This is a genomic window from Enterobacter sp. UPMP701 (assembly GCF_053709515.1).
This window is the reverse complement of sequence record NZ_JBSKJN010000001.1, coordinates 968583-983645: the sequence shown is the minus strand read 5'-3', so window position 1 is coordinate 983645 and position 15063 is coordinate 968583. Positions and strand designations below refer to the sequence as shown.

General features: G+C 55.2%; 13 protein-coding genes. 7 read left to right on the top strand and 6 right to left on the bottom strand.

Going from position 1 to position 15063, the window contains the following annotated elements:
* Nucleotides 1–123 precede the first annotated feature (123 nt).
* A complete protein-coding gene (gene ompC / locus ACWKXT_RS04790) occupies nucleotides 124–1233 on the bottom strand; it encodes a porin OmpC (RefSeq protein ID WP_454531823.1) in 1110 nt (369 codons plus the stop codon).
* Nucleotides 1234–1621: 388 nt separating this feature from the next.
* Nucleotides 1622–5146 (bottom strand): pyruvate:ferredoxin (flavodoxin) oxidoreductase, encoded by a 3525-nt coding sequence (nifJ, locus tag ACWKXT_RS04785; protein WP_454531822.1) that lies wholly within the window; start codon nucleotides 5144–5146, stop codon nucleotides 1622–1624.
* 270 nt (nucleotides 5147–5416) lie between these two features.
* Between nifJ and ACWKXT_RS04780 the strand changes: the two genes are divergently transcribed.
* Nucleotides 5417–5683 (top strand): putative hemolysin, encoded by a 267-nt coding sequence (locus tag ACWKXT_RS04780; RefSeq protein WP_032658293.1) that lies wholly within the window; start codon nucleotides 5417–5419, stop codon nucleotides 5681–5683.
* Here ACWKXT_RS04780 and hslJ read toward each other — a convergent pair whose 3' ends face one another.
* The 4 genes from hslJ to ACWKXT_RS04760 form a co-directional block, all read right to left on the bottom strand.
* Nucleotides 5684–6121, bottom strand: coding sequence for a heat shock protein HslJ (hslJ, locus tag ACWKXT_RS04775; RefSeq protein ID WP_454526694.1), 438 nt, complete (start codon nucleotides 6119–6121; stop codon nucleotides 5684–5686). It lies immediately after the preceding gene.
* Between the two features lie 126 nt (nucleotides 6122–6247).
* Nucleotides 6248–6376, bottom strand: a complete 129-nt coding sequence (locus tag ACWKXT_RS04770; RefSeq protein WP_080329253.1) for a DUF2474 domain-containing protein — start codon at nucleotides 6374–6376, stop codon at nucleotides 6248–6250.
* Complete coding sequence (gene cydB / locus ACWKXT_RS04765) at nucleotides 6376–7386, bottom strand: cytochrome d ubiquinol oxidase subunit II (protein ID WP_454531821.1); 1011 nt, start codon at nucleotides 7384–7386, stop codon at nucleotides 6376–6378. The genes ACWKXT_RS04770 and cydB overlap by 1 nt, the downstream gene beginning before the upstream one ends.
* The gene (locus ACWKXT_RS04760) at nucleotides 7386–8786 is read right to left on the bottom strand and encodes a cytochrome ubiquinol oxidase subunit I (protein WP_454531820.1); all 1401 of its coding nucleotides are present in this window, start codon (nucleotides 8784–8786) and stop codon (nucleotides 7386–7388) included. The genes cydB and ACWKXT_RS04760 overlap by 1 nt, the downstream gene beginning before the upstream one ends.
* Before the next feature lie 393 nt (nucleotides 8787–9179).
* Here ACWKXT_RS04760 and ymcF point away from each other — a divergent pair, with 393 nt between their 5' ends.
* The 6 genes from ymcF (at nucleotide 9180) to ACWKXT_RS04730 (ending at nucleotide 15050) form a co-directional block, all read left to right on the top strand.
* Nucleotides 9180–9368, top strand: coding sequence for a cold shock small protein YmcF (gene ymcF / locus ACWKXT_RS04755; protein ID WP_047348336.1), 189 nt, complete (start codon nucleotides 9180–9182; stop codon nucleotides 9366–9368).
* Between the two features lie 82 nt (nucleotides 9369–9450).
* Entirely contained in the window at nucleotides 9451–10860 is a 1410-nt protein-coding gene (locus tag ACWKXT_RS04750) for an aminotransferase-like domain-containing protein (RefSeq protein WP_454531819.1), read from the top strand.
* Between the two features lie 271 nt (nucleotides 10861–11131).
* Complete coding sequence (gene ydcS, locus ACWKXT_RS04745) at nucleotides 11132–12277, top strand: putative ABC transporter substrate-binding protein YdcS (protein ID WP_454526699.1); 1146 nt, start codon at nucleotides 11132–11134, stop codon at nucleotides 12275–12277.
* Nucleotides 12278–12294: 17 nt separating this feature from the next.
* On the top strand, nucleotides 12295–13308 hold the full coding sequence (locus tag ACWKXT_RS04740; RefSeq protein ID WP_454526700.1) for an ABC transporter ATP-binding protein: 1014 nt from the start codon (nucleotides 12295–12297) through the stop codon (nucleotides 13306–13308).
* A 1-nt stretch (nucleotide 13309) separates the two neighbouring features.
* Nucleotides 13310–14254, top strand: a complete 945-nt coding sequence (locus ACWKXT_RS04735) for an ABC transporter permease (RefSeq protein WP_454531818.1) — start codon at nucleotides 13310–13312, stop codon at nucleotides 14252–14254.
* Nucleotides 14244–15050, top strand: a complete 807-nt coding sequence (locus ACWKXT_RS04730; RefSeq protein WP_454526702.1) for an ABC transporter permease — start codon at nucleotides 14244–14246, stop codon at nucleotides 15048–15050. The genes ACWKXT_RS04735 and ACWKXT_RS04730 overlap by 11 nt, the downstream gene beginning before the upstream one ends.
* The last annotated feature ends 13 nt before the right edge of the window (nucleotides 15051–15063 follow it).

The following is a 15063-nucleotide window of genomic DNA, read 5'->3' as shown; positions in this document are numbered from 1 at the left end:
GGGGGATATCGGCGCAGTCTAACCCGCTTTCTTTCAACTTATCCTCAACAATATCGCGATTATGTCCAGTTGTGAGACGAACATCAAAAAGAGGAGCCCGCACCATGCTGCGGGCTCTCATTATCAGAACTGGTACACCAGGCCTAATGCAACGACGTCATCGGTGCTGATGCCGTTGTTTTTGTAGAAGCTGTCATCTTCATCCAGCAGGTTGATTTTATAATCAACATAGGTGGACATGTTCTTGTTGAAATAGTAGGTCGCGCCTACGTCTGCATATTTAACCAGGTCCTGATCGCCCTGACCGTTGCCCAGATCTTTCCCTTTCGACTGCAGGTAAGAAATGGCCGGACGCAGACCGAAATCGAACTGGTACTGGGCGGTCACTTCAAAGTTCTGAGTTTTATTCGCCACAGCGTCGGTGTTATCACTATAAGGGGTCATGTTGCGGGTTTCAGAATACATTGCCGCCAGATAGATATTATTGGCGTCATATTTGAGACCAGCAGTCCAGGCATCTGCTTTGTCTCCGCCTGCAGTGGTATGCGTAACCTGGTCGTTGGTACGGTCAGAAGAGGTGTAGGCGGCACCGGCACTGATCCCCATGCCAAAATCATAGGTGGTAGAAATACCGAAGCCGTCACCATTCTCATGACGCGTATCGCGGCCGTTGTTTGTGCCTTCCTGATTGTTGTTGGCATCTTCATTGTTGCCCTGATACTGCAGCGCGAAGTTCAGACCCTGCACCAGACCATAGAAGTCGGTATTGCGGTAGGTTGCTACGCCGTTAGCGCGGCCGGTCATAAAGTTATCGGCATTGGTATAAGAGTCGCCGCCGAACTCAGGCAGCATATCTGTCCAGCCTTCAACGTCATACAGCACGCCATAGTTACGGCCGTAGTCAAAGGAACCGTAGTCACCTACTTTAACACCGGCGAAGGCCAGACGCGTCCAGGACTGATTATCAGACCCTTCGGTGTTATTCGCCTGAATGTTGTATTCCCACTGCGCGTAGCCGGTCATCATGTCGTTGATCTGTGTTTCACCCTTGAAACCCAGACGCATATAGGTTTGATCGCCATCTTTAGAGGCGTCATCGGAGAAGTAGTGCAAGCCATCTACTTTTCCGTACAGATCCAGCTTGTTACCGTCTTTATTATAAATTTCTGCTGCATGGGCAGCGCCAGCCATTAACAGAGCCGGAATCATCAGAGCCAGTACTTTTCTTTGCATTATGATATTCCTTTGCAGTTGTTTTTATTTAATTACCTGTTGAACTTTCCCAAAAAGAAAGTTGTCCCATGCTAAATCACTCCTGCGGGATAGTAATAAAATATAATTGTTACGAATTAAGTAAAATCTAAACCGAATAAATCCGCGGTAATGATCATTTGTTTGGTGAATGATTTAAATCTTATCATATTAAATAAAAATTATTAATTAGCGGCTAAGTCAGGTAATCTCTGCCCCGTTATATGCCTTTAAGATTATTTATCCATAATTAGTATGAATGTTATTTAGGAAACTAAAGCGATATTCATTAATTATCTGGACGAGCCCGATGTGAATGCATCGGGTTTTTTTATGGCAAAAAAATGCCCGGACGAACCGGGCGTAGGCATTAGTCGCTGGTAGATTTTTCGGCTTTACCTGCCAGCTGGGCCAGGAAGTCATAACGTTTTTGCAAATCGGCGGCGGCATCTCTCCAGAGCTGCTCTGCCACCTCTGGCTGTTGCGCATTCAGGCGACGGAAGCGCTGTTCCTGCATTAGCGTTTCTGCCAGGGCATCTGACGGCGGACGCGAATCGAGCGCCAGCGGTAATTTGCCCTCGTCCGCACGGCGCGGATCGAACCGGTAGAGCGGCCAGAAGCCGGTCGCCGTCAGTTGACGCATCTGATCGTGGCTGAGTGCCAGGTCATAACCGTGTTCTTCGCACGGGCTGTAGGCGATGATCAGCGACGGACCCGGATACGCTTCCGCCTCCTGTATGGCTTTCACCGTCTGGTTAAGCTGTGCGCCCAGCGAGATCTGCGCGACGTAAACGTGGCCGTACATCATCATGCTGACGCCGAGATCCTTACGCGCCTTGCGTTTACCGTGCTCACCAAATTTCGTCACGGCGCCGAGAGGCGTGGCTTTCGACGCCTGGCCACCGGTGTTGGAATAACACTGCGTATCGAGGACCAGAATGTTGACGTTTTCGGTCAGGCTCAACACGTGATCCAGCCCGCCAAAGCCGATGTCGTAAGCCCAGCCGTCGCCGCCAATCAGCCAGATCGATTTTTCGACCAGGGCGTCAGCGTCGGTCAGCAGTTGCTCTGCACCTGCAACCCCCTGAAGGGCGCGACGCAGTTCAGCCACCTGCTCACGACGCACCTCTGGCGTTGCTTCGGCGTGAAGTGCGGTATTGAGTTCGCCAGGGATCTGGTTGGCAAACTGGTCCAGCAAACGCATCACGCGCGCGCGGTGCTGGTCAACCGTCAGGCGGAAGCCCAGTCCAAACTCGGCGTTATCCTCAAACAGAGAGTTTGCCCATGCCGGGCCGCGACCATTCGCATCGGTGGTGTACGGCGTAGAAGGTAAATTACCCCCGTAGATGGATGAGCAGCCGGTGGCGTTAGCGATCAGCATTCGGTCGCCGTACAGCTGGGTAAGCAGCTTGATGTACGGCGTTTCACCGCAGCCAGAGCAGGCACCGGAGTACTCGAACAGCGGCGTGATGAGCTGCGAGGTACGAATATCAATACGTTCAAGCTTGCTGCGATCGATTTCCGGCAGGTTCAGGAAGAAGTCATAGTTCACTTTTTCTTCTTCAACGCGCTCAAGGCGCGACATCATATTGATGGCCTTGATGTCCGGGTTCTGCCTGTCTTTCGCCGGGCAGACCTCGACGCAGAGGTTACACCCGGTACAGTCTTCCGGCGCAACCTGCAGAACGTACTTCTGGCCGCGCATATCGCGGGATTTCACATCCAGCGAGTGCAGGCTGGCCGGAGCATCTTCCATCGCATCCGGTGAAACCACTTTGGCACGAATGGCCGAGTGCGGGCAGGCCGCTACGCAGTGGTTACACTGTGTACACAGATCTTCTTTCCAGATCGGGATCGCTTCGGCAATATTACGTTTTTCCCAGCGCGTGGTGCCCATCGGCCAGGTTCCGTCCGGCGGTAGCGCGGAGACGGGCAGGGCGTCACCCAGCCCGGCCAGCATAGCGGCCGTCACGGTTTTCACGAAATCAGGCGCTGCATCAGAGACCACCGGAGGGCGGCTCGGGCTGGTGTCATTTACCGGCTGCAGCGGCACCTCGAACAGTGACTCGCGAGCCAGCGCCAGCGCCTGCCAGTTACGTTCTACCAGCTCCTGCCCCTTGCTGCTGTAGCTTTTGGCTATCGCCCCCTGCAGTTCCACCAGCGCACTGTCGCCCGGCAGGATTTGGGTCAGATGGAAGAAGGCCATTTGCATTACGGTGTTAATACGCGCAGCCAGGCCACATTCGCGCGCGATTTTCGCCGCGTTGACCACATAGAAACGGGCCTTTTTCTGGTTAAGCACCGTCTGCACTTCCTGAGGCAGGCGCGCCCAGACCTCGTCCGCGCTGTATGGCGTATTAAGCAGGAAAATACCGCCGGGCTTCAGGCGCTCAGCCATCTGGTATTTGTCGATAAACTGCAGCTGGTGGCAGCCAACAAAGTCCGCCTGAGAAATAAGGTAGGCCGAGCGGATAGGGTGCTCGCTGACGCGCAGGTGTGAAACGGTCAGTCCGCCTGCTTTTTTAGAGTCGTAGACGAAGTATCCCTGGGCGTACCACGGCGTCGAATTGCCGATGATCTTGATGTTGTTCTTGGTAGCCGAGACGCTGCCGTCACTGCCCAGACCGTAGAACAGGGCCTCGAGTTTGGCTGTTGCAGGCAGGGTATTTTCCGGCAGGGGCAGGGAAAGATTCGTTACGTCATCATAAATGCCGACCGTGAAGCGCGGCTTGGGTTTCGCTTCCTTTAGCTCGTTGAACACGGCCAGCACGCAGTCCGGACCAAACTCTTTGGAAGACAGACCATAGCGTCCGCCGATAACGCGCGGTAGCGTTTCACGTTCGCCATTATTAAAGGCTTCTGCCAGCGCGGTCATCACATCCAGATACAGCGGTTCCGCGTGTGCGCCCGGCTCTTTGGTTCGATCGAGCACCGCCACGGCGCGCGCGCTTTCCGGCAGGGCAGAGAGCAGATGTTTAGCAGAAAACGGGCGATAAAGACGCACTTTAAGCACGCCGACTTTTTCGCCGCGGGTTAACAATTCATCGATCACCTCTTCACAGGTGCCGATAGCCGAGCCCATCAGTACAATCACGCGCTCAGCCTGCGGGTGGCCGTAATATTCAAACGGTTTGTACTCGCGTCCGGTTGCGGCGGCAAAGTTATTCATTGCCTGCTCGACGTGGTCATAAACCGCGTTGTACCACGGGTTTGTGGCCTCCCGGGACTGGAAATACGTATCCGGGTTTGCCGATGTTCCGCGGATAACCGGGTGTTCCGGGTTCAGGGCGCGGGCGCGATGCGCGTCGATTTCCGCCTGCGGCAGCAGAGCCAGGATAGTCTCGTCCGCCAGCGGGACGATTTTATTGATTTCGTGAGAGGTGCGGAAACCATCAAAGAAGTGAATAAACGGAACGCGGCTTTTAAGCGTGGCGATATGCGAAATTAAGGCAAAGTCCTGCGCTTCCTGAACGCTGCTGGCACACAGCATTGCGCACCCGGTCTGGCGCACGGCCATCACGTCGGAGTGATCGCCAAAGATGGAAAGTGCGTGGGTAGCAACGGTACGTGCCGCGACGTGCAGGACGAAGGGGGTCAGTTGACCGGCGAGCTTATACAGGGTTGGGATCATTAACAGCAATCCCTGAGAGGAGGTAAACGACGTCGAAAGCGCGCCTGTCTGAAGCGCGCCATGTACCGTGGCAATGGCTCCCGCTTCTGACTGCATTTCAACCACTCTCGGGACATCGCCCCAGACGTTTTTTAACCCGTTCCCCGCCCAGGCATCCGCCTGTTCTGCCATGGTGGAGCTCGGCGTGATCGGGTAGATGGCGATAACTTCACTGGTGCGAAACGCGACTGAGGCAACTGCACCATTACCGTCAATAGTTTGCATAGAACGACACCCTTACATTGCGCAAAAATAGGGGGCTGTCATAAGGCGACAAACCCTGAATATTATCTGTGTAGTCTAGCAAACGGGGGGTTTTACGATTTTCGCTTTTGTGTCCTCCGTATTCCCGCCATCAATGGTTAGATCAAACTTAGGGCGAAAAAATTGCGAGAAATTGTTTCAGTAGCGCATAAATACGCACTTCCGCTCTCGACGACACGGGATGTGATGCCTATGATGCATAGGTTTCGCACAAAATAAGGGGGATAGAGCATGCGTTCAGCATTTTTGGTAGGGTGTGCCGCATTATTGTTGTCGGCATGTAGCAGTGAACCTGTCCAGCAGGCGACGGCGGCACACGTGGCGCCGGGAATGAAAGCGGCAATGTCCAGTTCAGGACAAGCTAACTGCGCAATGATTGGCGGTTCGCTCTCTGTTGCCCGCCAGCTTGATGGCTCTGCTATTGGGATGTGCGCCTTGCCAAACGGCAAACGCTGCAGTGAACAGTCGCTTGCCGTTGGAAGCTGCGGTAACTACTGATTATTCAGCGCGCTTAAACATCAGCGTTTTATCGGCAGTCGCCAGCGTCAACTGGTCTTCAGTCAGGTCGACCTGCGCCCCTTTGCGCAGCATGTCGCCGATGGCCTGATCCAGCTCGTTCAGCTGTGGTTCAGTGCAGAGTTTGCGCGTCATCGCCAGCGCTTTCACTTTTAGCTCGCCTTCAGACAATTTTCCCTGTCCGTTGAAGCGATTACACATCTGGCCGGAAACGCTGATGTTGTTAACCAGGCTCATATCGGGCAGGGCGTTAAAAGCGATCTCAGGTTGCGTTGTCGTGCCCTTCACGGCTTTACCGTCCACGTTTTCCAGTACAAAACGATGGTTCTTCAGCTGCTCCGGCTGTACGGACGCTTTGCCCGGATTAACGCAGCCAGTGAGGACAAGGCTGATAACACTTAACGCGATGAGCTTTTTCATTTTTCTTCTCAAATTATAAATGCTGTGAATCTTTTACCAGTGTAACGATACTCTGCGGTGGGTTAATGGGGTTTATCTGAAAGTGCGGGGTGGTGCCGGGCAACGCAGGGCTGCCCGGAATTGAGGTTAATGAGATTTAAAGCCAGCGGCCGTCATTAACATGCGGAAAAGCATACTGACAGCCGCCAGCGCCAGTACGCTGCCGCCCCAGATAATGGCCAGCCACATCACTTTTTTCCAGACCGGTTGTTGCATCAGTGATAACCCTCCCCATGCTGAACTTTGCCGCGAAATACGTAGTAGCTCCAGAAGGTGTAGACCAGAATAACGGGAATGATCAACAGCGCGCCCACCAGCATAAAGCCCTGGCTTTGCGCAGGCGCGGCCGCCTGCCACAGGGTGATTGACGGCGGTATAATATGCGGCGAGATGCTAATTCCCAGCCCGCTAAAGCCGAGGAATATCAGCCCTAACGTCAGGATAAACGGACGGTTATGGCTGTCGGAGTTCTTCAGGCAGCGCCACTGATACAGGCTCAGAAGCACAACCAGTGCCGGGACGGGCAGCAGATAAAACAGATTCGGCAGCGTAAACCAGCGCGCAGCGATGGCCGGGTGCGCCAACGGCGTCCAGAGGCTGATCGCCGCGATAAACGCCAGCAGCATGATTAACAGCGTTTTCGATACCTCACGCATCCGCTGTTGCAGGGCGTTTTCGCTTTTCATCACCAGCCAGGTTGAGCCTAACAGCGCGTAGGCCACCACCAGACCCGCGCCGCAAAACAGGTTAAACGCGGTAAACCAGTCAAACGGTCCGCCGGTATAGGATCGGCCAGTGACGGTAAAGCCGTTAATGACGGCCCCCACCGTCACGCCCTGGGTAAACGTCGCCAGAATTGAGCCGCCAATAAACGCCTTATCCCAGAAAGGTCGGTGCGCCGGTGTGGCTTTAAAGCGAAACTCAAACGCCACGCCGCGGAATATAAGCCCGATCAGCATTAACGTCAGCGGAATGGTCAAGGCATCAACGATCACCGCATAGGCCAGCGGAAACGCGCCAAACAGGGCGGCTCCGCCAAGCACCAGCCAGGTTTCATTCCCATCCCAGACGGGCGCGACGCTGTTGACCATCACGTCGCGATCGTCAGCGTTTTGCGTGGCCGGGAACAAGATACCGATCCCCAGATCAAAACCGTCCATCACGATATACATCAGCGTGGCGAAAACGATGATGACAAACCAGATAATGGAAAGATCGATACCCATTATGGCTGCTCCTTATGTTCAGCTGTGACGGCGGAAAGCGGGCGCGCCGGACGTCCGTCGGACTCGGTGGCGAAAGATTCATGCGGCTGCGGGCCTTTTCGGATGAGGCGCACCATATAGCTGTAGCCCACGCCAAATACCGAGGTGTATACAACGAAGAAGGCCAGCAGGCTCACGCTCATATGCAGGTCCCCATGAGCTGAAACCGCATCTTTTGTTCGCTGAAGCCCATAGACCACCCACGGCTGGCGACCCACTTCGGTGGTGACCCATCCGGCAAGGATGGCAATCAGCCCGGTTGGCCCCATCAGGAGCGCAAACCACAGGAAAGGACGCGACGAATACACGCGTTTTTTGTAGCGCAGCCAGAGTGCCATCACTCCGAGCAGCAGCATCAGCATGCCCAGGCCTGCCATAATGCGGAACGACCAGAAGACGATCGTGGCGTTCGGGCGGTCTTCCTTCGGAAACTCTTTAAGGGCCGGAACCTGTTTATCCAGACTGTGCGTCAGGATAAGGCTGCCCAGCGCCGGGATCTCCAGCCCAAAGCGGGTGCGTTCCTGCTCCATATCCGGCCAGCCAAACAGCAGCAGCGGGGTAGGCTCACCCGGCGGATTCTCCCAGTGCCCTTCAATAGCGGCAATCTTCGCAGGCTGGTGTTTTAAGGTGTTCAGCCCGTGCATATCGCCAACCAGTGCCTGGATGGGGGCGACAATCAGCGTCATCCACAGCGCCATCGAAAACATTGCGCGTATGGCAGGGGTATTATTCCCGCGCAGCAGATGCCATGCCGCGGAGGCACCCACAAACAGCGCGCTGCTGAGGAACGCCGCAATCGACATATGCAGCAGGCGATAAGGGAAGGAGGGGTTAAACACTACCGCGAACCAGTCCACCGGTACCACCTGACCGTTGACGATCTCATAGCCTTGTGGCGTCTGCATCCAACTGTTTGAGGCGAGGATCCAGAAGGTGGAGATAATAGTGCCCAGTGCCACCATGCAGGTGGAGAAGAAGTGCAGGCCTGGCCCGACTTTATTCCAGCCGAACAGCATCACCCCGAGGAACCCGGCTTCGAGGAAGAAGGCGGTAAGCACTTCATAGGTCAGCAGCGGGCCGGTAATACTGCCCGCAAACTGCGAAAACCCGCTCCAGTTGGTGCCAAACTGGTAGGCCATGACCAGCCCGGAGACCACGCCCATGCCAAAGTTGACGGCAAAAACCTTCGACCAGAAATGGTACAGCGAGCGCCAGACCGGATTTTTTGTTTTCAGCCACAGGCCTTCAAGTACGGCAAGGTAGCTGGCCAGACCGATGGTGATGGCGGGGAAAATAATGTGAAAGGATACGGTAAACGCAAACTGTATCCGTGCAAGGTGAAAAGCATCCAAACCAAACATGCACAGCCTCAATGTCAAACGGTGTGCTGTTATGGTATAGGAGCAAAGTTCGGACTATCAGACGCAGAAAAGTGATTTTTAACCATAACAGTTGGCATAAAGTTCATGCGTTAGCTATCTGATATACCTCGCGGATGAGTAATAAAAACAGTATTTTTATGAATTTTACGCATAAAAATACTTGCCTTGTCGTCATCGCCGTGCGTTAATGGTCCTCTGGTTTTGAGTCCAAATAAATATCTGACGTAGTTTTATAAAGCAGTTCTCATCACGTTGTGCCTCTCCGCAGCCTCTCTTGGGTCTTTATCTACTTTCCGATTCGTTTTGTTTAAAACCATTATTGCCCAATCGGCCCATTAGTAATTTACGTTTTTACGTTCACAGGAGAATCCTATGACTTCTTATATCCATTTTCGCTGCCCATGCTGTCATGGCTCGCAGTACCGTACCTCAGTCTTTGATGTGTCTGAGAAAAACCCACTCGGCGCGAAATGCATTTTTTGCAAATCGTCAATGATCACGCTCGATCACCTGGCCGCGGCACGCCAGGCGCAAAGCCACATTACCGAGTACCGTAAGTAATTCATTTCACTAACTATAACAGTTAGCTAAATCTTCTCTTTTTCTCCTGCTGATATACACTGTCGGCAATAAGGAGAATCTGATGAAAAAATACCAGCGTCTGGCGCAACAAATTATCTCGCAGATTGAGCTTGGCGTTTGGCTGCCGGGCGATAAGCTGCCTTCCTTGCGAGAGCAGGTGGCGAGCAGCGGTATGAGCTTTATGACCGTTGGCCACGCGTATCAGATGCTGGAAAGTCAGGGGCGCATTGTCGCCAGACCGCAGTCGGGCTATTACGTTGCCTCGCGCCCGACCGCACAACAGCCTGCTCCACCTGCCCAGGTGATGCGTGACGAAGTGGTGGATATTAACACCTACATCTTCGAGGTCTTACAGGCCAGCCGCGACCCGTCCGTTGTTCCTTTCGCTTCCGCCTTTCCTGACCCACGGCTTTTCCCGCTGCAGCAGCTCAACCGCTCGCTGGCGAACGTCAGCAAAACCGCGACAGCGATGAGCGTGATTGAGAACCTGCCGCCGGGTAACGTCGATCTCCGCCACGCCATTGCCCGTCGCTATGCGCAGCAGGGGATGAACATCTCCCCGGAAGAGATCGTGATCACCGCAGGCGCGCTTGAAGCGCTCAATCTCAGCCTGCAGGCGGTGACCGAGCCTGGCGATTGGGTGATAGTCGAAAACCCGTGTTTCTACGGCGCGCTGCAGGCGCTGGAGCGCCTGAAACTCAAAGCGTTGTCGATTGCGACGGATGTCCGCGAGGGGATTGACCTGAATGCCCTTGAACAGGCGCTGAATGAGTACCCGGTTAAAGCCTGCTGGATCATGACTAACAGTCAGAACCCGCTTGGCTTCACGCTGAGCGCGGAGAAAAAAGCGCGTCTGGTCGCACTCCTGACAAAACATAACGTCACGTTGATTGAAGACGATGTCTACAGCGAGCTCTATTTTGGCCGCGAAAAGCCGCTCCCGGCGAAAGCCTGGGATCGTCAGGATATGACGCTTCACTGCTCCTCTTTTTCAAAATGTCTGGTGGCCGGTTTTCGTATCGGCTGGGTGGCGGCGGGTAAACATGCGCGCCGCATTCAGCAGCTTCAGCTGATGAGCACGCTCTCAACCAGTTCTCCCATGCAGCTGGCGCTGGTGGATTATCTGGCGACAAAACGCTACGACGCCCATCTGCGCCGCCTGCGACGAACCCTCGCCGAGCGAAAACAGCAGGCGTGGCAGTCGCTTCTGCGTCATATGCCTGCCGGAGTTAAAATTCATCACAGCGAAAGCGGCTATTTTTTATGGCTGGAGCTACCTGCACAGCTGGACGCGGGGCTGCTGAGCGAGAGGGCCTTAACCCACCACATCAGCATTGCGCCCGGAAAGATGTTTTCCACCTCTGATGCCTGGACTCCATTCTTCCGTTTTAATACTTCCTGGGCGTGGGGGGAGCGGGAAGAGCAGGCGGTCATACAGTTAGGAAAACTCATTAGTGCGATGCTGGAATAATCTTTCCGACCTTATTTAAATAATCATTTCTTATCCTGATGGTGGCGCTGCAAATATTTTGCAGTGTCGTATCATAGGAAATCTGCATACCGTCTATCGCGGCTAACTCCTTGTCTATAATCCAGTTAACGGGGAATGCGTCCCCGGTCACACCTTGATGAAATTTCCTTAAGCCGTACGGTGCGGCGCATTTGCGCGGTCTACGTTTAATAAGGGAGATATTTTTACGGCACGGCTGCCGCTAAATTTCATTGCGACAGGAGTAACTCTTATGAGCAAAAAATTTGCCCGCAGCAGCCTGTGCGCGCTCGGCATGACTATCATGACAGCGCAAGCCGCAGAACCGCCTAAGGCCATTGGCGACGGGGAAGGCCGACTGGATATTATCGCCTGGCCGGGATACATCGAACGCGGGCAGACGGATAAAAATTATGACTGGGTCACCCAGTTTGAAAAAGAGACCGGCTGCGCGGTTAACGTCAAAACGGCGGCCACGTCCGATGAAATGGTCAGCCTGATGGCAAAAGGCGGGTATGACCTGGTCACCGCCTCGGGTGATGCCTCCCTGCGCCTGATCATGGGCAAACGCGTTCAGCCGATTAACCCCGATCTTATCCCTAACTGGAAAACCGTCGACCCGCGCATCGTGAAGGGCGAGTGGTTTAACGTGGGCGGCAAGGTCTACGGCACGCCGTATCAGTGGGGGCCCAACCTGCTGATGTACAACACCAAAACCTTCCCGACGCCGCCGGACAGCTGGAGCGTGGTCTTTACGAAGCAGGATCTGCCGGACGGCAAAACCAATCAGGGACGCGTGCAGGCGTATGACGGCCCAATTTACATCGCCGATGCGGCTCTGTTCGTCAAAGCCACCCAACCGCAGCTGGGTATAAGCGACCCGTATCAGCTCACTGAACAGCAGTACGCCGCCGTGCTCAAGGTGCTTCGCGACCAGCATGCCCTGATCCACCGCTACTGGCATGACACCACCGTCCAGATGAGCGACTTCAAAAATGAAGGCGTCGTGGCCTCCAGCGCCTGGCCGTATCAGGCGAATGCCCTGAAGGCTGAGAACCAGCCCGTTGCCACCGTCTTCCCGAAAGAGGGTGTAACCGGCTGGGCGGATACCACCATGCTGCACGCGCAGGCAAAACACCCGATGTGCGCCTACAAATGGATGAACTGGTCGCTCACACCGAAAGTGCAGGGCGATCTGGCGGCATGGTTTGGCTCGCTGCCCGTCGTGCCTGAAGGGTGTAAGGCCAGCACGCTGCTGGGTGACAAGGGCTGCGAAACCAACGGCTATAACTATTTTGACAAAATCATGTTCTGGAAAACTCCCATCGCAGAAGGCGGTAAATTTGTGCCTTACAGCCGCTGGACGCAGGATTACATCGCCATTATGGGCGGTCGTTAATAGCCCGGGAGCAGAACATGACGTACGCGGTAGAATTTAACAACGTTTCCCGTCTGTACGGCGACGTACGGGCAGTGGATGGGGTCACCATTGCCGTTCGTGACGGAGAATTTTTCTCCATGCTGGGGCCTTCGGGCTCCGGCAAAACCACCTGCCTGCGTCTGATTGCCGGCTTTGAGCAGCTGTCAGGCGGCACGATTTCTATCTTTGGCAAAGAGGCGAGCGCGCTGCCGCCGTGGGAGCGGGATGTGAACACCGTGTTCCAGGATTACGCGCTGTTCCCGCATATGTCGATCCTCGATAACGTGGCCTACGGGCTGATGGTCAAAGGCGTCGACAAGAAAAAACGCCACGCGCAGGCTCGCGACGCGCTGGAAAAAGTCGGCTTAAGCTTCGCCGTCGCCCGAAAGCCTTCGCAGCTTTCCGGCGGCCAGCGGCAGCGTGTGGCCATCGCCCGGGCGCTGGTTAATGAACCGCGCGTCCTGCTGCTGGACGAACCCCTGGGCGCGCTCGATCTCAAACTGCGCGAACAGATGCAGTTCGAGCTGAAGAAACTTCAGCAGGAACTCGGTATCACCTTTATTTTTGTCACCCACGATCAGGGTGAGGCCCTCTCCATGTCAGACCGGGTGGCGGTGTTCAATAATGGACGCATCGAGCAGGTCGATACCCCGCGCGATCTCTACATGCGCCCGCGCACGCCGTTTGTCGCCGGTTTTGTCGGCACGTCCAACGTTTTTGATTCAGCCCTTGCACAGAAACTCTGCGGCATGGAAGGCGCTTATTCGCTGCGCCCGGAACATATTCGCCTTAACGAGAGCGGTGAAGTTCAGGTTCAGGGATACGTGCAGGCCGTTCAGTACCAGGGCGCCGCCACGCGTCTGGAGCTTAAACTTGCTGACGGAGCAAAACTGCTGGTAAGCCAGGCCAATCTCAGCGATTTCTCGCCGCTGAGTGGCATAGCGCCGGGGCAGGCCGTCATGGCATCGTGGTCGCGCGAGGCGATGATCCGTCTTCACGAGGAGAGGTGAAATGGCTATGAGTGTCGCTCATCCTCCCGCCCCGCGAAGTCGCGTAAGCCGCATTACGGCACTATTCTGGCGTAAACCGTCGCTCGGGTTGTTCCTGCTTCTGCTTGCACCGCTGATGTGGTTTGGCATCGTCTATTTAGGATCGCTACTGACTCTTTTATGGCAGGGTTTTTACACCTTTGACGATTTCACCATGGCGGTCACGCCGGATCTGACCCTGGCGAACATTCTGGCGCTCTTTAACCCGGCAAACTACGACATCATCCTGCGCACGTTAACGATGGCGATTGCGGTGACGATTGCCAGCGCGATCCTGGCATTCCCGATGGCCTGGTACATGGCGCGGTACACCCGCGGCAAGTGGAAAGCGTTTTTTTATATCGCCGTAATGCTGCCAATGTGGGCGAGCTACATTGTCAAAGCCTACGCCTGGACGCTGCTGCTGGCGAAGGACGGGGTGGCGCAGTGGTTTCTCAACCACCTGGGGCTGGAGCCGTTCCTGACGTCAATCCTTACGTTACCCGCAATTGGCGGCAATACCTTGTCCACTTCCGGGCTGGGACGGTTTTTGGTCTTCGTCTATATCTGGCTGCCGTTTATGATCCTGCCCGTCCAGGCGGCGCTGGAACGCCTTCCTGCCTCGCTACTGCAGGCCTCAGCCGACCTCGGCGCGCGTCCTCGTCAGACCTTCCGCTACGTCGTTCTGCCGCTGGCTATCCCGGGCATTGCCGCGGGCTCGATATTCACCTTTTCCCTGATGCTGGGAGACTTCATTGTGCCGCAGCTGGTGGGGCCGCCGGGGTATTTCATCGGCAATATGGTCTATTCCCAGCAGGGGGCGATTGGCAATATGCCCATGGCCGCCGCGTTCACGCTGGTGCCCATCGTGCTGATTTCACTCTATCTGGCGTTCGTGAAACGTCTGGGAGCATTCGATGCACTCTGAACGCGCACCGCTGTTCCTGAAGGTGGCAGCCTGGGGAGGAGTGATCTTCCTGCATTTTCCGCTACTGATTATCGCCATCTATGCCTTTAACACCGAAGACGCAGCCTTCAGTTTTCCGCCGCAGGGGCTGACGCTGAAGTGGTTTAGCGTGGCAGCGGGGCGTGGAGATATTATTGAATCCGTGACGTTGTCACTTCAAATTGCGGCACTTTCCACCGCGATCGCCCTGGTGCTTGGCACGCTTGCTGCAGCGGCGCTGTGGCGAAGCGATTTTTTTGGCAAAAACGCGATCTCGCTGTTGCTGCTGCTGCCAATTGCCTTACCGGGAATTATTACCGGGCTGGCGCTGCTGACCGCATTCAAGACGATCGACCTTGAGCCGGGTTTTTTCACCATCGTGGTCGGGCATGCCACGTTCTGCGTGGTGGTGGTCTTCAATAATGTGATTGCCCGGTTCCGGCGTACCTCCTGGAGTCTGGTAGAGGCGTCGATGGATCTCGGGGCTGACGGGTGGCAAACCTTCCGCTATGTGGTGTTACCCAACCTGGGTTCAGCACTGCTGGCGGGGGGAATGCTGGCGTTTGCCCTGTCGTTTGACGAAATCATCGTCACAACGTTTACGGCGGGACACGAGCGTACGTTACCGCTGTGGTTGCTCAATCAGCTAGGACGTCCGCGCGACGTGCCGGTCACCAACGTCGTTGCACTGCTGGTGATGCTGGTAACAACCATCCCCATTCTGGGAGCCTGGTGGCTAACCCGCGACGGCGAGAACATTGCTGGCAGCGGGAAATAACATTGATTTGAAC